The 20240-nt window shown below is 71.9% G+C and carries 17 protein-coding genes and 1 tRNA gene; 11 read left to right on the forward strand and 7 right to left on the reverse strand.

Annotated features, from left to right (window positions below; all coding sequences use genetic code 11):
- Nucleotides 1-15 precede the first annotated feature (15 nt).
- Nucleotides 16-1119, reverse strand: a complete 1104-nt coding sequence (locus ACM9LD_RS23455) for a GGDEF domain-containing protein (RefSeq protein WP_415678931.1) — start codon at nt 1117-1119, stop codon at nt 16-18.
- 268 nt (nt 1120-1387) lie between these two features.
- On the opposite strand from ACM9LD_RS23455, the gene ACM9LD_RS23460 reads away from it, so the two are divergent.
- Nucleotides 1388-2992: an HNH endonuclease signature motif containing protein gene (locus tag ACM9LD_RS23460; protein ID WP_415678932.1), complete on the forward strand. Its 1605-nt coding sequence runs from the start codon at nt 1388-1390 to the stop codon at nt 2990-2992.
- Nucleotides 2993-2996: 4 nt separating this feature from the next.
- On the opposite strand, the gene ACM9LD_RS23465 is transcribed toward ACM9LD_RS23460, so the two are convergent.
- The 3 genes from ACM9LD_RS23465 to ACM9LD_RS23475 all read right to left on the reverse strand — a co-directional run bounded on the left by ACM9LD_RS23465 (nt 2997) and on the right by ACM9LD_RS23475 (nt 5171).
- A complete protein-coding gene (locus tag ACM9LD_RS23465) occupies nt 2997-4631 on the reverse strand; it encodes an FUSC family protein (RefSeq protein ID WP_415678933.1) in 1635 nt (544 codons plus the stop codon).
- A 49-nt stretch (nt 4632-4680) separates the two neighbouring features.
- The gene (locus ACM9LD_RS23470) at nt 4681-4950 is read right to left on the reverse strand and encodes a hypothetical protein (RefSeq protein WP_415678934.1); all 270 of its coding nucleotides are present in this window, start codon (nt 4948-4950) and stop codon (nt 4681-4683) included.
- Between the two features lie 148 nt (nt 4951-5098).
- A tRNA-Arg gene (locus ACM9LD_RS23475) sits at nt 5099-5171 on the reverse strand.
- Nucleotides 5172-5247: 76 nt separating this feature from the next.
- On the opposite strand from ACM9LD_RS23475, the gene argS reads away from it, so the two are divergent.
- The 6 genes from argS to rho all read left to right on the forward strand — a co-directional run bounded on the left by argS (nt 5248) and on the right by rho (nt 14210).
- Nucleotides 5248-6900 (forward strand): arginine--tRNA ligase, encoded by a 1653-nt coding sequence (gene argS / locus ACM9LD_RS23480; RefSeq protein ID WP_415678935.1) that lies wholly within the window; start codon nt 5248-5250, stop codon nt 6898-6900.
- Nucleotides 6875-8287: a diaminopimelate decarboxylase gene (gene lysA / locus ACM9LD_RS23485; RefSeq protein WP_415678936.1), complete on the forward strand. Its 1413-nt coding sequence runs from the start codon at nt 6875-6877 to the stop codon at nt 8285-8287. Before argS ends, lysA begins: the two co-directional genes overlap by 26 nt.
- Nucleotides 8287-9621 carry a homoserine dehydrogenase gene (locus ACM9LD_RS23490; RefSeq protein WP_415678937.1) on the forward strand — a complete coding sequence of 445 codons (1335 nt, stop codon included), beginning with the start codon at nt 8287-8289 and terminating at the stop codon, nt 9619-9621. Before lysA ends, ACM9LD_RS23490 begins: the two co-directional genes overlap by 1 nt.
- Nucleotides 9614-10702 (forward strand): threonine synthase, encoded by a 1089-nt coding sequence (thrC, locus tag ACM9LD_RS23495; RefSeq protein ID WP_415678938.1) that lies wholly within the window; start codon nt 9614-9616, stop codon nt 10700-10702. The genes ACM9LD_RS23490 and thrC overlap by 8 nt, the downstream gene beginning before the upstream one ends.
- An 8-nt stretch (nt 10703-10710) precedes the next feature.
- Nucleotides 10711-11721, forward strand: a complete 1011-nt coding sequence (gene thrB / locus ACM9LD_RS23500) for a homoserine kinase (protein ID WP_415678939.1) — start codon at nt 10711-10713, stop codon at nt 11719-11721.
- Between the two features lie 473 nt (nt 11722-12194).
- Nucleotides 12195-14210 (forward strand): transcription termination factor Rho, encoded by a 2016-nt coding sequence (rho, locus tag ACM9LD_RS23505; RefSeq protein ID WP_415678940.1) that lies wholly within the window; start codon nt 12195-12197, stop codon nt 14208-14210.
- A gap of 58 nt (nt 14211-14268) precedes the next feature.
- On the opposite strand, the gene ACM9LD_RS23510 is transcribed toward rho, so the two are convergent.
- Together ACM9LD_RS23510 and ACM9LD_RS23515 are read right to left on the reverse strand one after the other, a co-directional pair.
- The gene (locus ACM9LD_RS23510) at nt 14269-14433 is read right to left on the reverse strand and encodes an N-acetyltransferase (protein ID WP_415678941.1); all 165 of its coding nucleotides are present in this window, start codon (nt 14431-14433) and stop codon (nt 14269-14271) included.
- 206 nt (nt 14434-14639) lie between these two features.
- Nucleotides 14640-16304: a serine/threonine-protein kinase gene (locus ACM9LD_RS23515; RefSeq protein ID WP_415678942.1), complete on the reverse strand. Its 1665-nt coding sequence runs from the start codon at nt 16302-16304 to the stop codon at nt 14640-14642.
- A 279-nt stretch (nt 16305-16583) separates the two neighbouring features.
- Between ACM9LD_RS23515 and rpmE the strand changes: the two genes are divergently transcribed.
- The 4 genes from rpmE (at nt 16584) to ACM9LD_RS23535 (ending at nt 19546) form a co-directional block, all read left to right on the forward strand.
- Nucleotides 16584-16814: a 50S ribosomal protein L31 gene (gene rpmE / locus ACM9LD_RS23520; RefSeq protein WP_013125904.1), complete on the forward strand. Its 231-nt coding sequence runs from the start codon at nt 16584-16586 to the stop codon at nt 16812-16814.
- Between the two features lie 106 nt (nt 16815-16920).
- The gene (prfA, locus tag ACM9LD_RS23525) at nt 16921-18009 is read left to right on the forward strand and encodes a peptide chain release factor 1 (protein ID WP_415678943.1); all 1089 of its coding nucleotides are present in this window, start codon (nt 16921-16923) and stop codon (nt 18007-18009) included.
- Nucleotides 18006-18890, forward strand: a complete 885-nt coding sequence (prmC, locus tag ACM9LD_RS23530) for a peptide chain release factor N(5)-glutamine methyltransferase (protein WP_415678944.1) — start codon at nt 18006-18008, stop codon at nt 18888-18890. The genes prfA and prmC overlap by 4 nt, the downstream gene beginning before the upstream one ends.
- On the forward strand, nt 18887-19546 hold the full coding sequence (locus tag ACM9LD_RS23535; protein ID WP_415678945.1) for an L-threonylcarbamoyladenylate synthase: 660 nt from the start codon (nt 18887-18889) through the stop codon (nt 19544-19546). Before prmC ends, ACM9LD_RS23535 begins: the two co-directional genes overlap by 4 nt.
- Before the next feature lies 1 nt (nt 19547).
- On the opposite strand, the gene ACM9LD_RS23540 is transcribed toward ACM9LD_RS23535, so the two are convergent.
- Nucleotides 19548-20180 (reverse strand): hypothetical protein, encoded by a 633-nt coding sequence (locus tag ACM9LD_RS23540; protein ID WP_415678946.1) that lies wholly within the window; start codon nt 20178-20180, stop codon nt 19548-19550.
- Nucleotides 20181-20240: the final 60 nt, after the last annotated feature.

Raw genomic sequence — 20240 nt, forward strand, 5'->3', positions numbered from 1 at the left:
CGCGCGGCGACAGATTCATCCGTCGATCGTGGTGGTCCGGTTCCGCCCCGCCGTCTTGCTCGCCTTCAGGGCGCGATCGGCGCGGTCGTTCAGGTCGTCGAGCACGGCCGACGCGGTGCGCGGAGTGCGGGCCGCCGGGGCGTGATCCACGCGCACGAGGCCGATGCTCAGGGACACGGCGCTCCCGTCCGGCAGTCGCACCGGGTCCCGGTGGATGGTCTCGCTCAGGAACATCGCGTCGCGCTCGGGGTTCGCGCTGATGACGGCGAACTCGTCGCCGCCGAGGCGGGCGACGACGGCGTTCGGCGTCGTCCCCGCCGCGATCAGGCGCGCGACATTGCGCAGGACACCGTCGCCGACGGTGTGCCCGAAGCGATCGTTGATGGCCTTGAACTGGTCGACATCGATCGCCGCGACCACCAGCTCGCCGGTCGCGCGGTGGAGGAGGCGGCCGCTCGAGAACGCGAAGCCGCGACGATTGAGGACGCTCGTCAGCGGATCGAGGGACGACTCGAGCAGCTGCCTGCTGATCAGTCGCTGCATCTCGACGGTGTATCGCCGCAGCAGGGCCACCACGGCGTTGGCCACGACGATCGCGACGACGACTTCGAGCCCCACGGTGAGCGGGTAGAACCCCGCCGTGAGAAGCACGCCGCCGAGCACGAGGATCACCGTCGTCGAAAAGGCGATGTGGAGGGCCATGACTCGCCCGTCCACGAAGTGGGCCACGTAGGCGCCGATCACGGCGAACAGACCCGTACCGATCAGAGCCGCCTGGGCGTTCTGCATGCACAGCACGACGCCGGCGAGGCCGATGTCGGCGTAGGCGACGAAGGCGATGCTGCCCTTGCCGCGGGTTCCCTTCGACCACAGCGCGCCGGCGAGCGGAGTCCTGGCGACGAGGGTCGACGCGGGGATCACGCTGAGGCAGATGAGCCCGATCGCGATCTGTCGCCACCGGCTATCGCCCGCACCGTCGGGGATGACGATGGTGACCGCGCCGAACGCGCCGAACCCGAGCGTCAGGGCCGCGATGGCATACCGCCACAGCTGATCCCGGAGCTCGATGCGGCGGAGGAGGTGGCGCGGTGCCCCGGCTCCGAAAGTCATCTCCTCCATGCGTCAGATCGTCCCACGCACAACCCCGCCGCGTTCGTGATTGCAAGGGCTTTGGGATCGGCAAGAACGGGTTCCATTGACTGCGTACTCGACGCCCGAAACCTTGTTAGGCCAAACAAGAGTCGGCTCCCGTCCCCGGCGAGGCGGTTCTCTGTGGCGCCCTCGAACCTCTCGTGGTGCCGGGCTGAATCACGAATGAATATTCGAGTGTGTGGTATGTGCTCGAACGCAGCGGTAGGATTGAAGGGGAGCGAGGGGGTGAGAGCGAATGGATTCCTGTACGGCAGAGGAGTATCTCGACGCCCTCGTCGTGTTCGAGCAGGCGGCCGAGCGGTTGGCCTCCGCGGATCCGGTGATGCTGTCCTCGCAGCAGGTGCTCGACTGTCTGCGTCGCCTGGAGACGGCCGCCCGCCAGGTCCCGTACGGCCAGAACGTGCTGGCCGGGGTCGCGTTCGAGCAGGGGCTGCCGGCGGAGCTGGGCTACACCGGGCTCAAGGAACTCCTCGTCGACCAATTGCGGCTCGCCGGCACGGAGGCGCGTGATCGGATGCACGGCGCGTACAACCGGGTGCCGCGTCACGCCCGCGGCTTCGCGCCCGAGCCCAAGTACGAACTCATCGCGGAGGCGCAGCGCGAGGGCAGGATCTCCGAACGGCACGCCACGGCGATGGGGCGGATCCTCGACAAGTGCTACCGCCTCAACGGCGGCGACCTCGACGATTTCGAAGAGATCCTCGTGACGGCGGCGGAGAGTGTGCCGCCGGAGGACATCGATCAGATCGGCAAGCGCGCCGTCGCCCTCCTCGATCCCGACGGTGCCGAGCCGGACCGGGATCGCATCCGGCGCTCGCGGGAGCTCACCGTGAGCGCCCAGGGCGACGACCTGATGTCCGACCTCGGCGGCGCGCTGTCGCCCGAGTGTCGCGCCCTGCTCGACGTGGTACTCGAGATGTTCGCCCGCGCGGGCGTGGGCAATCCCGACGATGCCGCGGCCCCGGTCGATCCGGGCGACGCGGACGCGGTCCGCGCCGCCGCCGCGCGCGACACCCGGAGCGCGGCGCAACGCAACCACGACGCCCTCGCCCATGTGCTCGGCATCGTCATCGGCTCGGGCGAACTCGGCAGCCATCGAGGGCTGCCCTGCGTCCCGATCATCACGCTCGGCATCGATCAGCTCGAGTCGGAGACCGGCATCGCGACCACCGCCACCGGTGGACGGCTCCCCGTCGCCGACGCGCTGCGGATGATGGGCACCAACCCGAAGTACGTCCTGGTGTTGGACCTCGCCTCGCGGCCGCTGTTCCTGGGGCGGGAGAAGCGCCTCGCGTCCGCGGATCAGCGGATCGCGCTGTACGGCTCCGAGAAGGGCTGCAGTGCACCGGGATGCGACGCGCCCGCCACCCGCTGCCAGGTGCACCACATCACCGAGTGGGCCCACGGCGGCGCCACCGACGTCACCGCGCTCACGCTCGCCTGCGACGCCCACCACGGTAAGGTCGTCCCCGACCTGACGGAGAACCCGCGCGGATGGGAGACCATCACGATCCCGCACGGCGAGCCGTACGCCGGGCGGACCGGCTGGCGACGCGGCGCCGATCCCGCCGGGACGCATCGCGTCAATCACCGGCGCCACGCCGAGGAGCTCCATCGCGAGGCACTCGTCCGCTGGCGCACCCGGTGCGCGCAGTTCCGGGACGCGTGGGTCGAACAGGACCTCCGCCGCCAGTTCGAGGACAGCTCTGCCGATCACGACCTGATCGCGACGGTCCTCGATGGTCCGCACGGCCCGCCGCTCCTCGAACAGTTGCTCGCCGAACACGATGCCGACACCGCCTGGTGCGCACCGTCGAACACCGACGCCCGCGCCGCCTGATGCCTCAGAACCGGCTCCGCCAGGCGGCGGCGTCGGGGAGGCGGGCGTCCGGCGCGGTCGTCCAGAAGGCGGACGTGAGGTCGTAACCGTCGTGCACGAGTGCGGCCCGTGCGGGCCAGCGCTCCGCTGTCCACTCGGGCTCGTTGTGCATCGAGTCGATGCCCGCGCGCACTCCGCCCTCCAGTTCGAAGTGCAAGTGGCGTGCCGCCACGCGAGCGTGAGGGGCGTCCGCTGGGCCGGAGCCTGCGATGCCCGCCAGGTCGGTGGCCGCGGCGCGGATCCGGCGATCGGTCCAGGCGAAGGTGCGACGGTGCGCGCCCGGGTCCAGCAGGTACATCGCGAGCAGCGCGATCACCACGCCGACGAGCGTCTCCACGAGACGGTCACGGATCACCGGGCCTGCGGCCCCGCCGGTCACGCCCGCCCCGCTCGCCAGCAGCGCGACCGGGGTGATCACGACGACCGCCGCGGCGTAGTTGCGGACGACGAGGATCTCGATGCAGAACTGCAGCACCGCGACCACCGCGATGAGGGCGTAGCCCTGCGGAGCCGCCGCGTGCAGGCCCGCGAACAGCACCAATCCGACTGCGGTGCCGAGGAATCGGTGCAGCGCGCGTACGGTCCCGTGCACGCGGTCGACCCCGGTCTGCAGCACCACGAGCGCGCTGATCGCGGCCCAGTGCGGCCGCTCGAACCCGAGTGCGATGCTCACCGCGCCCGCTGCGAGGCAGGCGACGCCCACCCGGCCGGCGGTGATCGCCGCGTGCGAGGACGGGCTCAGGGAGCGCCCGAGCCGATAGGCGATCGTCGGCCGCAGCCGCGACGTGGTGACGGCGCGCGTGGGGTCGGCCTCCGTGTCCGCGTCGTCGGCGGAGGCGGCGGCGAAGCGTCGGTTGGCGTCCCGGAGGTCGGCCAGCAGCGCCGCATCGGCGGGACGGCTCGCCGACCGCGCGTCGTCCATCGTCGACCAGGCCGCGACCAGGGCGGAACCCGCGGCGTGCCGGCGCTCGGCGGACGGCGGACCGTCGGTGGCGAGGTAGGCGTTCACCGCCCCGATCGCGCGCCCCGCGGCCTCCCGCTGCGGCGCCGACGGGTCGACCAGCACCCCGGACATCGAGACCACCACCGACGAGATCGCGCCCAGGGCGGCACCGACCACCAGCATCACGGGATCGGCACCGGATTCGACGGCGATCAGCCCTCCGGACCCGACCAGCGCGAAGAACAGGGCACCCGGCGGACCCAACCGCAGCGCATCCACCACGAAGACCGCGGCGGCGGCCGGGACCACCGTCATCAGCACGGCGCAGGTCTTGAGAAGGACACCGCCCGCGGGCACCGCCCAGCCGATCGTCGCCCCGACGGATACCGCGACCAGCAGCGCCAGCCCCGCGGCCGCCACCACGTGCCCGCGGACCCGAAAGGCGCGGCCCTCGCCGTACAGCACGGCGAAGGCGCCGAAGGTGGTGAAGAGGGCCGAGCTCGCGTGCCCCGCCGCGACCAGCCCGGCCCCGGGGATCGCCACCGCCGCCGCGGCCCGCAGGCCGGCCCGCCACCGCCAGACGGGCGCACCGTCGGCGAAGACGAGCGAGCGGACCCGCGCGACGCGGGGCGGGGGATCGTGGAGTGGTTCGCTCACCTATCCATTGGATCACTGTCCGGTCGCGCGGGCATCGCCGGCGCGGGCGTCAGGCGACGGGTGGCGGCACGCTCCTGTCACCGGGCGGGATCGGCCTCCCGATGGTGCGGTAGGTCTTGTCGTACTCGGCCTTCCAGCGCGGCCAATCCAGGTAGGCGTCGCCGCCGAGATCCCGGCGGTAGCGCCGGTACTGCCCGCGAGCGGTGCGCAGCGTGTTGCGTGACTGCCGTGCGGCCCGACGCGCCGCGTACCGCGCGTTCCACTCCTCGCGCTCGGACAACGGCCGCGGCGGGTCGGCGAAGATCTGTCGGTTCAGCACGTCGGCTCCAGACGTCGAGGCGACACGATTCATCGTGGACAGGAGCTTCAGCGTAGCGAAGTCGACGCGGGGAACGCCGCGCACGCGCGTGCACTCGGCAGAGTTCGGGATGGCACGCGAGGCGATGCCTCAGCGGCGAAGAAGGAAGTGCCCCCGGCAGGATTCGAACCTGCGGCCTTTCGCTCCGGAGGCGAACGCTCTATCCCCTGAGCTACGGGGGCGCAGGGCGTAGCAAGGTTAGCGCATAGGGCGGGCCCGGCGGAAACCGGGCGGTCAGGCGCACCTTAGGATGGACCGGTGACTCCCGCTGACCTTTCGGAACTCCTGCACGCCACCGCGACCACCGTGCTCACCGAGCGCGGCCTCGACGCCTCCGTGCTGCCCGAACGCGTCACCGTCGAGCGGCCCCGCAACCCCGAACACGGCGACTACGCGACGAACATCGCGATGCAGGTGGCCAAGAAGGCGGGCGTCAACCCGCGCGACCTGGCGACGTGGCTCGCCGAGGCGCTCGGCACCGCCGACGGCGTCGACGAGGCGACCGTGGCGGGCCCCGGCTTCCTCAACATCCGCCTCGCCGCGGACGCGCAGAACCAGCTCGTCGTGAGCATCCTCGAGCAGGCGGGCGCGTTCGGTCACGGGACGGCGCTCGACGGGGCGCTCATCAACCTCGAGTTCGTCTCCGCCAACCCGACGGGCCCCGTCCACCTCGGCGGCGCCCGGTGGGCCGCCGTCGGCGACAGCCTGGGCCGCGTCCTCGAGGCGCAGGGGGCCGAGGTCACCCGCGAGTACTACTTCAACGATCACGGCGCGCAGATCGACCGCTTCGCCCGGTCGCTCGACGCCGCCGCGCGGAACGAGCCGACCCCCGAGGACGGCTACGCCGGCGACTACATCGGCGAGATCGCGGCCACCGTCGTGCAGGGCCGCCCGGGCATCCTGGATCTCCCCGAGGCCGAGCGGATCGAGGCGTTCCGCGCGGACGGCGTCGAGCTCATGTTCGCGCACATCAAGCGCACGCTGCACGAGTTCGGCACCGACTTCGCCGTCTTCACGCACGAGGACGAGATGTTCACCTCCGGCCTCGTCGAGAGCAGCGTCGAGCAGCTCAAGGCGGGCGGCAACCTGTACGAGCAGGACGGCGCCTGGTGGCTCAAGGCCACCGACTACGGCGACGACAAGGATCGCGTCGTCATCAAGTCCGACGGCAACGCCGCCTACATCGCGGGCGACATCGCCTACATCAAGCACAAGTTCGATCGCGGCTTCACCCTCGCGATCTACATGCTCGGTGCGGACCATCACGGCTACATCGCCCGGCTCAAGGCGGCCGCCGCCGCGCTCGGCTACGACCCCGACCGCATCGAGGTCCTCATCGGTCAGCTGGTGAACCTCGTCAAGGACGGCAAGCCCGTCCGCATGAGCAAGCGGGCCGGCACCGTCATCACCCTCGACGACCTGGTGGACGCCGTCGGCGTGGACGCCGCGCGGTACTCCCTGGTGCGCAGCTCCGTGGACACCTCCATCGACCTCGACCTGGACCTGCTCGCCCAGGCCAGCAACGAGAACCCCGTCTACTACGTGCAGTACGCGCACGCGCGGCTCTCGGCCATCGCCCGCTCGGCCGCCGAGCTCGGCATCGAGCCGTCGACGGAGCACCTCGGCCTGCTCGACCACGCCCGCGAGGGCGACCTCGTGCGCACGCTCGGGGAGTTCCCCGCCGTGGCGGCGGGCGCCGCGGGTCTGCGTGAGCCGCACCGCATCGCGCGGTACCTCGAGGAGCTGGCGGGCGCGTACCACCGCTTCTACGGCGAATGCCGCGTGCTGCCGATGGGCGACGAGGAGCCGACCGACCTGCACCGCGCCCGCGTGGCACTGTGCGCCGCCACCCGCCAGGTGCTCGCGAACGGCCTGGCCCTCGTGGGTGTTTCGGCACCCGACCGGATGTGAGAGGCCACCACTCGTGAGTGAACTGGACCGGGCCGTGTGGCCCGCCCACGCGCGCCGGGAGGCCGACGGAGCCGTCTCCGTCGCCGGTGTGCCCGTCACCGCGCTAGCAGCCGAGTTCGGCACGCCGCTGCTCGTGATCGACGAGGAGGACTTCCGCGCCCGCTGCCGCGGCATGCGGGAGGCTTTCGGCGACGACGCGGCGGTGCATTACGCCTCGAAGGCGTTCCTGTCCATGGAGATCGCCCGCTGGGTGCGCGACGAGGGCCTGAACCTCGACGTGTGCAGTGGCGGCGAGCTCGCCGTGGCGCTGCGCGCGGGTTTCCCCGCGGAGCGGATCGCGCTGCACGGCAACAACAAGTCCGTCGCCGAGCTGGACTACGCCGTCGAATCCGGCATCGGTCACGTCGTGGTGGACTCACTCTCGGAGATCGCGCGGCTCGACGCCGTCGCGGGGGAGCGGAACTCCGTGCAGGAGGTGCTGATCCGTCTCACGCCGGGCGTCGAGGCGCACACGCACGAGTTCATCTCCACCGCGCACGAGGATCAGAAGTTCGGCTTCTCGCTCGCCTCGAACGGGTCCGATTCGCCGGCGATGAAGGCGGTCACTGCCGTCTTCGCCGCCGACAACCTGCGCCTGGTGGGGCTGCACAGCCACATCGGCTCGCAGATCTTCGACGTCAACGGCTTCGAGATCGCCGCCCGCCGCGTGCTGGAGCTGCTGCGCGACGTGGTCGCCCGCTTCGGCGCGGAGAAGACCGCACAGTTGAGCACCATCGACCTCGGCGGCGGCCTGGGCATCTCCTACACCGCGCACGACGACCCGCCGCCCGTCGCGGACCTCGCCGCGAAGCTGCGCCACATCGTCGAGACCGAGTCCGCCGCACTGGGGCTGGCGACGCCGCATCTGGCCGTCGAGCCCGGCCGCGCCATCGCCGGCCCGCCCGGGATCACGCTGTACGAGGTGGGCACGATCAAGGACGTCGTGATCGACGCCGGGGCCGAGGACGATGCCGCTGTCGCGCAGGGCTTCCGGCGCTACGTCTCCGTCGACGGCGGCATGAGCGACAACATCCGCACCGCCCTGTACGGCGCGGAGTACACCGCCGTCGTCGCGAGCCGCGACCCGCAGGGCGACCCCGTGCGCTCGCGCATCGTCGGCAAGCACTGCGAGACCGGCGACATCGTGGTCCGCGACACCGACACCCCGGGCGGACTGGCGGAGGGCGACCTCCTGGCCGTCGCCGCCACGGGTGCCTACTGCTATTCGATGTCCAGCCGCTACAACATGCAGCCGCGACCCGCGGTGGTGGCGGTCAAGGACGGCGCGGCGCGGCTCATCCTGCGCCGGGAGACCGTGGACGACCTGGTGAGCCTGGAGGTGCTCTGATGACCGAATCCGCACAGCAGAGGGAACTGGGCGTCGCCCTCCTCGGCATGGGCACCGTGGGCACCGAGGTGGCGCGCATTCTCGTGGAGAACGCCGACGACCTCGCGGCCCGCGTCGGCGCGAACCTCGTGATCCGCGGGATCGCCGTGCGCGACACCGCCAAGGACCGCGGCCTCAAGGCGCTCGGACTGAAGAAGAGCCTGCTCACCGACGACGCGGAGGCGCTGGTCGGGCGCGACGACGTCGACATCGTGGTCGAGGTCATGGGCGGCATCGAGCCCACCCGCACGCTGATGCTCAGCGCCTTCAAGGCGGGCAAGTCGGTGGTCACCGCCAACAAGGCGCTGCTCGCCGAGTACACCGGGCAGCTCGCCGACGCCGCCAACAAGGCCCGCGCCGACCTGTACTTCGAGGCCGCCGTGGCCGGCGCGATCCCCGTGATCCGCCCGCTGCAGCAGTCGCTCGCCGGCGACTCCGTGGACCTGGTCGCGGGGATCGTCAACGGCACCACCAACTTCATCCTCTCCAACATGGCGGAGAAGGGCGAGGCCTACGAGACCGTGCTCGCCGAGGCCGGCCGCCTGGGCTACGCGGAGGCCGACCCGACCGCCGATGTCGAGGGCTACGACGCCGCGTCCAAGGCCGCGATCCTCGCGTCGATCGCCTTCCACACCCGCGTCAAGGCCGACGACGTGCACCGCGAGGGCATCACGGGCGTCACGGCCGCCGACATCGAGGCCGCGAAGGCCTTCGACTGCACCATCAAGCTGCTCGCGATCTGCGAGAAGATCACCGATGCCGAGGGCGCGCAGCGGGTCTCGGCCCGCGTGTACCCGGCGCTGGTGCCCTTCAAGCACCCCCTGGCGAGCGTCGACGGCGCCTACAACGCCGTCTTCGTCGAGGCCGAGAACGCCGGCCGCCTCATGTTCTACGGGGCCGGCGCGGGCGGCGCGCCCACCGCCTCCGCCGTCATGGGCGACCTGGTGGCCGCGGCCCGCAACAAGGTCGTCTCCGGCCGTGGCCCCCGCGATTCGGCGTACGCCAAGCTGCCCATCGCGCCGATCGGCGAGGTGCTGACCCGCTACTACGTGGCGATGGAGGTCGCGGACCGGCCCGGCGTGCTCAGCGCCGTCGCCAACGAGTTCTCCGCGCGGAGCGTCTCCATCAGCACCGTCCGGCAGCAGGCCGACACCCCGGACCAGGGGGCCCGGCTCGTGATCCTCACCCACAAGGCACCCGACGCGGCCCTCTCGGCCACCGTCGAGGCCCTGAAGAACCTGGACGTGGTGACCGCCGTGTCCTCCGTGCTCCGTCTGGAGGGAACCAATGACTAGCGCCGTGCACCAGCCCTGGCCGGGCCTGATCACCGCGTACCGGGACCGTCTGCCCGTGTGCGACACCTGGGCGCCGGGCTGGGAGCCCGTGACGCTGCGCGAGGGCGCCACCCCGCTGCTGCCCGCCCGGGCGCTCTCCGAGCTCACCGGGTGCGACGTGCACCTGAAGGTGGAGGGCCTCAACCCCACCGGCTCCTTCAAGGACCGCGGCATGACGATGGCCGTCACCGAGGCAAAGGCCACCGGCAAGAAGGGCGTGCTCTGCGCGTCCACCGGCAACACCTCCGCCTCCGCCGCCGCGTACGCCTCGATCGCCGGCCTCGAGTGCGCCGTGCTGGTGCCCGCGGGCAAGATCGCGATGGGCAAGCTGGCCCAGGCCGTGATGTACGGCGCCAAGATCATCGAGGTCGACGGCAACTTCGACGACTGTCTCGAGCTGGCTCGCAAGACCACCGCCACCTTCGACACCATCTCCCTGGTGAACTCGGTGAACCCGGTGCGCATCGAGGGGCAGAAGACCGCGGCCTTCGAGATCGTCGACGCGCTCGGCAAGGCCCCCGACGTGCACGCGCTGCCCGTGGGCAACGCCGGCAACATCACCGCCTACTGGCGCGGCTACAGCGAGTACTTCGCCGACGGCATCAGCAGCAGCCGTCCGCGCATGCTGGGCGTGCAGGCCGCAGGGGCTGCGCCGCTCGTCAACGGCGCCCCGGTCAAGGATCCCGAGACCATCGCCACCGCCATCCGCATCGGCAGCCCCGCGTCGTGGAACCAGGCCGTCGCCGCCAAGGACGAGTCGAACGGCCAGTTCCGCGCCGCCACCGACGAGAAGCTGCTCGAGGCTTACCGCCTCGTCGCCAAGACCGAGGGCGTCTTCGTCGAGCCGGCGTCGGCCGCGTCCGTGGCCGGCCTGCTCGCCGCGACCGCGGACGGCTGGATCGAGAAGGGCTCGACCGTGGTGTGCACCGTGACCGGCAACGGCCTCAAGGACCCCGACACGGCCCTGAGCAGCCTGCCCGAGATCGCGCGCGTGGGCATCGACCCCGTCGCCGTGGCCGCGGCCATGGGCCTGACGGAGTAGCCGCTGCCGTGTCACCCGCCTCGAACGCCCCGCTCGTCCTGCCCGTCGGCCTGAAGGCCACCGTGACCGTTCCGGCGTCCAGCGCCAACCTCGGCCCCGGCTTCGACACCCTCGGACTCGCGCTGGGGCTCTACGACGACGTCACCGTCGAGACCGTGGACCCCGGGACCGACGGTGACCTGACCGTCGCGATCACGGGGGAGGGCGCCGACGAGGTGCCCACCGACGACCGCCACCTCGTGGTCGTCGCGCTGCGCCGCACCCTGGCCCACCTCGGCGTCACCGCGCCCGGGCTGCGCCTGACCTGCGTGAACCGGATCCCGCATTCGCGCGGGCTCGGCTCGTCGGCGGCCGCGGCCGTCGCCGGGATCGCGGCCGCTGCGGCCCTGGCCGCCGATGCCGACGCGCCTCGCGGGCTCACCACCGACGAGATGGTGCAGCTGGCCTCCGAGTTCGAGGGCCACCCCGACAACGCCTCCGCGAGCGTGCTCGGCGGCGCCGTCGTCGCGTGGACCGTTCCCGCCGTGCCCGTCCCGGACGTCGCCGGGTATCGCGACCATGCGGCGGCGAGCGCGGCACCGTCGGCACCCCTGCACTACGGGGCGCGGCGGGTGGACGTGCACCCCGACATCCGGGCGTACGCCTTCGTCCCCGACGTGCAGTCGTCGACGTCGGTGACGCGCGGCATGCTGCCCCGCCTGGTGCCGCACGCAGACGCCGCGTTCAACGCCTCGCGCGCCGCGCTCATGGTCCTCGCGCTCACCGCGCATCCGGACCTGCTGCTGGACGCCACCGAGGACCGGCTGCACCAGCGGTACCGGGCGGCGTCGATGAAGGAGTCGTTCGCGCTGGTGGAGCGCCTGCGCGCCGCCGGCGTGGCCGCCGCCATCTCGGGCGCCGGGCCGACCGTTCTCGCGCTCACGCCGCAGGCGCTGCCCACCCGCCTCGCCGACGCCGCCGCCGAGGCCGGCTTCACGGTGCGGGAACTCCCCATCGCCGACGGGGTCGTCCGGGGCTGAGCCCGCGCACGCGCCGCGTGCGCGGGAGCGTTTCCGCGCATCCGGCGCGGCTGTGCGGACGCGGAACGTGCGCGCAGTCGTGTGGTATCCGCGATCGGCAGGGGCGGACGCGGCACGTGCGCGGATGGTTGCGCGGGCCCGAAACGCGGAAACGCAGGGGTGGTGATTGCCGGGGGCCGGGACCCGCGCTATCATGGCAAAAGTGTCCGACCAGTGTGCGGACGCTACTTCGGCACATTGCCATTCCACGCCCAGCAACCAGCCTCGGACGTGTTGGCGCGCCGGTCTCCACATCAGGCCGAGACATCTGTGCCCCCGCCGGAAACGCGGGGCCCGGCAGCCGAAGCGCAACAAGCACCTTCGTCATTCGTGCGTCGCCCGCGAAAACACCTGTGTACCAACGCAGGACAGCCCGGCGAGCACGGTAGGCCCCTGCTTCCGCAGTGCGCGAACAGGGAATTGAAAGGAACTCCGTGACCGAAACGGACGTGACCACCAGCCCGGAGACGGCCACCGCCGCGGCCAGCACCACGCGCGCCGATGAGCGACGCCGCTCGGGCCTCAACGGCATGGTGCTGGCCGAACTGCGAGGCATCGCGAGCGAGCTGGGGATCAAGGGGGTCTCGGGACTCCGCAAGGGCGATCTCATCGCCGCGATCAACGACCACGGCGGCGCCGGCAAGGCCGCGCCGAAGGCAGCCAAGCTCGACGCCGCGAAGGCGGATGCGCCCAAGAACGAGGCGCCCAAGAACGCGGTCCCCCAGGCCGAGGCGCCCGCGACCGACGCCCCCCGAGCCGAGGCTCCGAAGGCCGAGGCCACCGCGGAGACTCCGAAGGCCGAGGCCACCACGGCCGATGCCGCCGAGGCGCCCAAGGCCGAGGGCCGCGCGGCCCGGGCCCCCCGCGGCGAGCGGGCGGCGAAGGCCGATCGCGCACCGTCGGAGAACGGCGACGCGACCGCCCAGGGCGACGCGCCCCGGGCCGAGGCCGTCAAGAACGATGCGCCCAAGAACGACGGCGACCAGGGCCAGCAGCAGGGCCAGCGTCGCGAGCGCAACCAGCGCCGCAACCAGAACCAGGACGGCGAGGGCCGCCAGCAGGCCGACCGCCAGCAGGGCGAGAACCGCCAGCGCAATCAGAACAACAACCAGGGCGGCCAGGGCCAGGGCAACCGGAACCAGAACAACGGGCCGGACGACGACGGCGAGGGCACGGGACGCCGCGGCCGCCGGTTCCGCGAGCGCCGCCGCGGCCGCGACCGGGGCCAGAACGACGGTGAGCCGCAGGTCAGCGAGGACGACGTCCTGCAGCCCGTGGCCGGCATCCTCGACGTGCTGGACAATTACGCCTTCGTGCGGACCTCCGGATACATCGCGGGGCCGAACGACGTCTATGTCTCGATGAACATGATCCGCCGCAACGGCCTGCGCCGCGGCGACGCGATCACGGGCGCCGTGAAGATGCCCCGGGACGGCGAGAACAACGACGGCGGCGGCAACCAGGGCGGCGGCGGTGGCCGCGGCAACCAGAGCAACCGGCAGAAGTTCAACCCGTTGGTGCGCCTGGATTCCGTCAACGGCCAGGACGTGGAGTCGGCGAAGAACCGGCCCGAGTTCAACAAGCTCACGCCGCTCTACCCCAACCAGCGACTGCGCCTCGAGACCGCGCAGAACATCCTCACCACCCGCGTGATCGACCTGATCATGCCCATCGGCAAGGGCCAGCGCGCCCTGATCTCGGCGCCGCCGAAGGCCGGTAAGACCACGGTGCTGCAGGACATCGCGAACGCGATCGCCACCAACAACCCCGAGTGCTACCTCATGGTGGTGCTGGTGGACGAGCGGCCCGAAGAGGTCACCGACATGCAGCGCAGCGTGCGCGGCGAGGTGATCAGCTCCACCTTCGACCGGCCGCCGTCAGACCACACGTCCGTCGCCGAGCTGGCCATCGAGCGGGCCAAGCGGCTCGTCGAGGGCGGCAAGGACGTGGTGGTGCTGCTCGACTCCATCACCCGCCTGGGCCGCGCCTACAACAACTCGAGCCCCGCGTCGGGCCGCATCCTCTCCGGCGGCATCGATTCGACGGCCCTGTACCCGCCGAAGCGGTTCCTGGGCGCGGCGCGCAACATCGAGAACGGCGGCTCGCTGACGATCATCGCCACCGCGCTGGTCGAGACCGGTTCCACCGGCGACACCGTGATCTTCGAGGAGTTCAAGGGCACCGGCAACGCCGAGCTCAAGCTGGACCGCAAGATCTCCGAGCGACGCGTCTTCCCGGCCGTCGACGTCGCGGCGTCGAACACCCGTAAGGACGAGCTCATCATGGCGCCCGACGAGGCCGCCGTGGTCAACAAGCTGCGCCGGCTGCTGGCCGCGCTGGACAGCCAGCAGGCCATCGACCTGCTGATTAGCCAGCTCAAGAAGACGCAGAACAACATCGAGTTCCTCATGACGGTGCAGAAGAACAGCGGCTTCGGCGACAACGACTGACGCTGGCGAAGCCGACGACGGCGCCCCACTCCTTCGGGAGTGGGGCGCCGTTGCGTGTTCAGGGGTGTTTCGGCACGTTCTCCGCCGTGCGCACCATGAACACGTCGACGGCGTCCTCATGCACCGTCTCGAATCCATGGCGTTCATACAGTCGACGAGCCGGGCTGCCGACCAGGACGTTGAGGCGGACCGTGTCGGCGGTGGTGAGAACCTCGCTCAGCACAGCGGTACCGATGCCTTGGCCCTGAGGAGCCTTCCCGCGGGAGGTTTTCACAGAAGTCCGGGGTTGCAACCCGATGATCGGTGAGAAACTCCCGCGGGAGTGGACGGGCGTGTTGCCGACCGGCGCCGGAGGGAAGAACCCCCGCGGGAGTGCCGTGAGGCGTTGCGGGAGACGACGGCACCGTCGGGCGGGCCGACGGGGCGCGCCTACTGCGGCAGGTACTGCGTGATCGCCGCGGCGATCTCGGCGCCCCGGTTGCAGTCGCGGTTGCCGACCTTCTGCAGGCCGATGTAGAGCACGCCGTTGGTCAGGGATTTGTACGCGGTGATGCAGTAGTCGGGCGTCGCGGTGTTGGTGCTCGGGACCGTGAAGGAGCGCCACTTCGTCGACCCGGGGACGGAGACGGCCGTGCCCGTCTCCCACGAGTTGGAGGTCACGAAGGTCGCGAACTTCACGTCCGCGTTGCTGGCCTTCGAATCGGAGCCCTTGCAGGCGTACTTCGCGCCGGCGTTGCCCGAGCGCTGTCCCGGGTCGTCGGCGAGCGGGCTGATGCCCAGCGCCGCGATCGCGGACGTCGGCAGCAGGCAGGGGTCGATGAAGCCGTCCCGCACCGTCGAGAGGTTGTTCACCGGAGCCGTGGTGCTGGTCGTGACGGGCGCGCTGCGCGTGCTGGTGGGCGAGGCGACCGCCTCGTCGGAACCCGTGCTGAACACGAGGATCGAGATCGCGGCCACCGCCACCACGACGACCGCGGCGATCGCGCCGATGACCACGCCCTTCTTGGTGCCGCCCTGCTGCGGCGCCTGCCCGGCGAGCCCCACCGGGCCGCCCTGCCAGGCGCCCTGCGGGGCCGCGACCTGCGGGTTCGAGACCGGTCCGGAGGGCCGGGCGAAGGGCTGCGAGGGCACGCCCTGGAACGGCGCGGGAGTCGCGGGGCGCAGTGCCGGGCCGGGCGGCGGGGTCGCGACCCGCGCCGTGGGGTTCGACGGTGCCTGCCCCTGCGGGTAGGCGCCCGCCGCGGCCGCGTGCAGGGCCTGCGCGAAGTCGTGGCAGGTGGCGTAGCGCTGCTGCGGCGACTTCGCCATCGCCCGGGCGATCACCGCGTCGATCGCGGGCGACAGGCCCGGGCGCTGCCGCGACGGCGCCGGCGGCGGCGCCATCAGGTGGTCGCGGATCACGGCGGTGCCGCTGCTCGCGCCGTAGGGCTTCGCGCCCGTGAGCAGCTGCACCGTCGTGCCGGCGAGGCTGTACTGGTCGCTGCGGCCGTCGACGGGGTCGCCGCTGAGCTGCTCCGGCGAGGCGTAGTCGAGGGTGCCGACCACCATGCCGACGGAGGTGAGATCGCTGTGCTCCTGCTGCTGGCGCGCGATGCCGAAGTCGCCGAGCATGACGCGCGGCGACGACCCGGTGGTGTCGATCATGATGTTGCCCGGCTTGACGTCGCGGTGCAGCAGGCCCTGGGTGTGCGCGTAGTCCAGCGCCGCGGCCACCGCGTCGACGATGGTCAGCACCTGGTCGACGGGCAGGCCGCTCGGGTTGCTCGCGAGCAGCGCCGCGGCGTCCCGGCCCGGGACCAGCTTCATCGACATCCACAGCCGGCCGTCGTCGTTGCCGCGGTCGTACACCGGGACGATGTTCGGGTGGTCGAGCCGCGCGGCCATGTCGGCCTCGCGCTCGAACCGAGCCCGGTACGTGGGGTCGTGGGAGAAGGCGGTGGGGAGCACCTTCAGGGCGTCCACGCGCGGCAGCCGCGGGTGCCGCGCCGCGTAGACCGCGCCCATGCCGCCCGCGCCCAGCAGGCGCTCCACGACGTACCCGCCGATCACGGTCCCGGCGGGCTCCACCGCAGGTCCATTGGCTGACTCGTTCACGTCTTCACTCCCGGATTACTCGAGAACTCGGCCCGCTCGCTTCGCTCCCGGCGCCGGTCTGGTGACAGCTCGTAGCTAACACCGGCCGGCTTACGGCGCGCCAGTCAACCGCCAAACGTCGGCCGCATCGTGACCACGGCGGCCGCGGTCACCGGGACCCGGGAATTTCTCGAAGCCCCGTGCGTTCTGGCATACTGGAACGTCGGTATGGGTTCCGGTTCACGGTCCTGGCGCACGCCAGGGGCGACCCGGCGACCAAGAACGAGAAGGACGGCAATCATGAAGCAGGGGATCCACCCCGATTACGTGGCCACCACCGTTGTCTGCGGTTGCGGTAACACGTTCGAGACGCACAGCACCAAGGCCGACGGCCGCATCAACGTCGAGGTCTGCTCGCAGTGCCACCCGTTCTACACGGGCAAGCAGAAGATCCTCGACACCGGCGGCCGCGTCGCCCGCTTCGAGAAGCGCTACGGCAAGCGCCCGAGCAAGGCCTCGGCCTCCGAGTAGCTGTCCCGCCGACGCCCGTCCTGCCCCGCAGGCCGGGCGTCGGCGCGTTTCACGGGCACCCGTCCCCGCACCGTCTTGACGCCCCGTCCGAGAAAGGCCCGCCGCCATGAGCGCCTCGTCCCCCTCCGCGATCGACGACATCCTCGCCGAGTACTCCGGTCTCGAGCAGCAGATGTCCGACCCCGCGCTGCACAACGACGCGGGCGCGGCGCGCAAGGTGGGCAAGCGCTTCGCCGAGCTGGCGCCGATCATGGCGACGCACCGCAAGCTGGAGGCCGCCCGCGAGGACCGCGCCGCCGCCCAGGAGCTGGCCGCCGACGACGCCTCCTTCGCCGACGAGGTGACCGCGCTGACCGAGCAGATCGACGCGCTCGAGCAGCAGCTCACCGACCTGCTCGCGCCGCGCGACCCGCACGACTCCGACGACGTCGTGCTCGAGGTCAAGTCGGGCGAGGGCGGCGAGGAGTCGGCCCTGTTCGCCGGCGACCTCGCCCGCATGTACCTGCGCTACGCCGAGCGCCGCGGCTGGAAGGTCGAGACCCTCGGCGCCACCTACTCCGACCTCGGCGGCTTCAAGGACGCCACGTTCGCGATCAAGTCCCGCGGCCCCGGCGCCGACGGGGCGATCGACGGCGTGTGGGCCCGGATGAAGTTCGAGGGCGGCGTGCACCGCGTCCAGCGCGTCCCCGCCACCGAGAGCCAGGGCCGCATTCACACCTCCGCCGCGGGCGTGCTCGTCTACCCCGAGCCCGACGAGGTCGAGGAGGTGCAGATCGACGAGTCCGACCTGCGCATCGACGTCTACCGGTCCTCCGGCAAGGGCGGCCAGGGCGTCAACACCACCGACTCCGCCGTGCGCATCACCCACCTCCCGACGAACATCGTCGTGACCTGCCAGAACGAGCGCTCGCAGCTGCAGAACAAGGCCCGCGCCATGCAGGTGCTCGCCGCGCGCCTGCAGGCCCTCAAGGAGGAGGAGGCCGAGGCCGCCGCGTCCGACTCCCGGGCCGCGCAGATCCGCACCGTCGACCGGTCCGAGCGGATCCGCACCTACAACTTCCCCGAGAACCGCATCGCGGATCACCGCATCGGCTACAAGTCGCACAACCTCGACGCGGTCCTCGACGGCGACATGGACGCACTGTTGGACGCGCTCCAGGTCGCCGAACGCCAGGCCCGCCTCGAGGCCGAGTGAGGCCCACCCGGCTCGTCGCCGCGGCGACCGTCCGGCTCGCGGAGGCGGGCGTACCGTCGGCCCGGTTCGACGCGGAGGTCCTGCTCGCCGAGGCTCTGGGCATCGACCGCGGCCGGATCCCCATCGCGGACGACGCGACCCCGCAGCAGGCCGCTGCGTACGAGGCCCTCATCGCCCGCAGGGCGGCCCGCGAGCCGCTCCAGCACGTCCTGGGGCGGGCGTACTTCGGGCCGCTCACACTGGCCGTGGGCCCCGGCGTCTTCGTCCCACGCCCCGAGACCGAGCTGCTCGCCGCCTGGGCCGCGCAGCAGGTCTCGCCCGGCGCTGATCACATACGGCCGGCTCGCTCCGCTCCCGGCGCCGGGATCGTGGACCTGTGCGCAGGCTCCGGCGCGCTGGGTCTCTACCTCGCGGCGACGGTGCCGGGCTCGCGCGTCGTGCTCGTCGAACGCGATCCCGCCGCACTGGACTATCTGCGCCGCAACGCCGCCGCGGCGCCGCTCGCGGGGACGGCGACGGTAGTCGAGGCGGACGTCCGCGACCCGGACCTGCCCGCCCGCCTGACGGGGCTGCTCGGCACCGTCGACCTGGTGGTCACCAATCCGCCCTACGTGCCCGAGGGCGCCGACCTCGACCACGAGGCGGCGGCCGACCCGGCCGCGGCGCTGTTCTCCGGCGCCGACGGGCTGGACCTGATCCGGGACCTCGCGCCGCTCGCCGCACGGCTGCTCGCCGCCGGGGGAGCCGTCGGCGTCGAGCACGACGACAGCAACGGCGCCGGCACCGCCGAGGCGTTGCGCGCCGCCGGATTCGGCGGCGTCGCCGAGCACCGGGACCTCGCGGGCAGGCCGCGGTACGTGACTGGCAGGATGGAGCCGTGAGCATCGCCAGCCGCGCCTTCGACTGCACCGACCCCGATTCCCGCGCCGCGGGCCTCGCCGCCGCCCGGGCCGCGGTGAAGGGCGGGCGCCTCGTGGTCATGCCGACCGACACGCTCTACGGCATCGGCTGCGACGCCTTCGACGGCCGCGCGGTCGCCGACCTGCTCGCCGCGAAGAACCGCGGCCCCGATATGCCCGTCGGCGTGCTCGTCGGCTCGTGGAACACCATCGACGGGCTCGTCAGCCGCGTCAGCGACGCCGCCCGCGAGCTCACCCGCGCCTTCTGGCCCGGCGCCGTCTCCCTCGTCGTCGAGCAGGCGCCCAGCCTCGCCTGGGATCTCGGCGACACCCGCGGCACCGTGATGCTGCGGATGCCCCTGCACCCCGTCGCCATCGAACTGCTGCGCGAGGTCGGGCCGATGGCCGTCTCCAGCGCCAACGTCTCCGGCCGGCCGCCCGCCGCCACGATGCTCGAGGCCCGCGACCAATTGGGCGACTCGGTCGACGTCTACCTCGACGGCGGGCCGTCGGAGCACGCCGTCGCGTCGAGCATCATCGACCTGTCGGGGCCGCAGCCGCGCGTGCTGCGCGAGGGCGCCGTGAGCACCGCTCGGATCGCCGAGGTCCTCGGCGTCAGCGCCGAATCGCTGGCCTGAGCTACTTGCCGGTCGCCCCGCCGACGCCGCCGACGTCGGTGATCTGCCAGTCCTTGCTCTTGTCCAGCGTCACGGTGTAGACGGTGATGACCTCGCGGCCGGCTGTCGCCTGCACATTCGTCGCATCCACCTTCACGTAGACATTGGCCTTGAACACGTCCCCGGAGCGGTTGCTGACCACGGAATCGAGAACGGTGCCCTTGGACACCCACTGCAGGGGCTGCATCATCTGGTTCATGGCGCCCACGGTGGCCTCGAGCTTGGTCTTCAGCTCCGGTGAGACGCCCTTGGTGAGCGCCGTCCGCCACGGGCCCAGGTCCCGGTAGTCGAACGTCGAGGCGGCGGCCGCGTAGTCGGCGGCGACCTTCTCCGCGCGGGCCTCGTCCGCGGCGGCCTGCTCGAGGTCGTTCAGCTTCAAGGTCGCGGTGTCCGCGTTGCGCTGCGCCGTGGCGGCACGCTCGTCGGCCCCGCTCCAGAGGACGGCGAAGGTCACCGTCGACGCCAGGAGAGCGACCGCGACGACCGCGGCGATCACGAGCCCGGCCACGAGGCCGGTGGACCTGCGCGGTGGGGGAGTGGGGGCGCCGTACCCGGCAGGGACGAAACCGGGCGGCGGAGGCTGCGGCTGATTCACTATTCGATACTCGCACATCCCGACAACGACGAAGCGCCGAGGCCACGAGGGCCTCGGCGC

The sequence above is a fragment of the Tsukamurella hominis genome (genome assembly GCF_965137015.1).
GTDB classification, from domain to species: domain Bacteria; phylum Actinomycetota; class Actinomycetes; order Mycobacteriales; family Mycobacteriaceae; genus Tsukamurella; species Tsukamurella hominis.

Coding starts and splice junctions, on each gene's coding strand:
- ACM9LD_RS23455 (WP_415678931.1), bottom strand. CDS start 1,119: ATGGAGGAGATGACTTTCGGAGCCGGGGCACCGCGCCACCTCCTCCGC.
- ACM9LD_RS23460 (WP_415678932.1), top strand. CDS start 1,388: ATGGATTCCTGTACGGCAGAGGAGTATCTCGACGCCCTCGTCGTGTTC.
- ACM9LD_RS23490 (WP_415678937.1), top strand. CDS start 8,287: ATGACCGAATCCGCACAGCAGAGGGAACTGGGCGTCGCCCTCCTCGGC.
- thrC (WP_415678938.1), top strand. CDS start 9,614: ATGACTAGCGCCGTGCACCAGCCCTGGCCGGGCCTGATCACCGCGTAC.
- rpmE (WP_013125904.1), top strand. CDS start 16,584: ATGAAGCAGGGGATCCACCCCGATTACGTGGCCACCACCGTTGTCTGC.
- prfA (WP_415678943.1), top strand. CDS start 16,921: ATGAGCGCCTCGTCCCCCTCCGCGATCGACGACATCCTCGCCGAGTAC.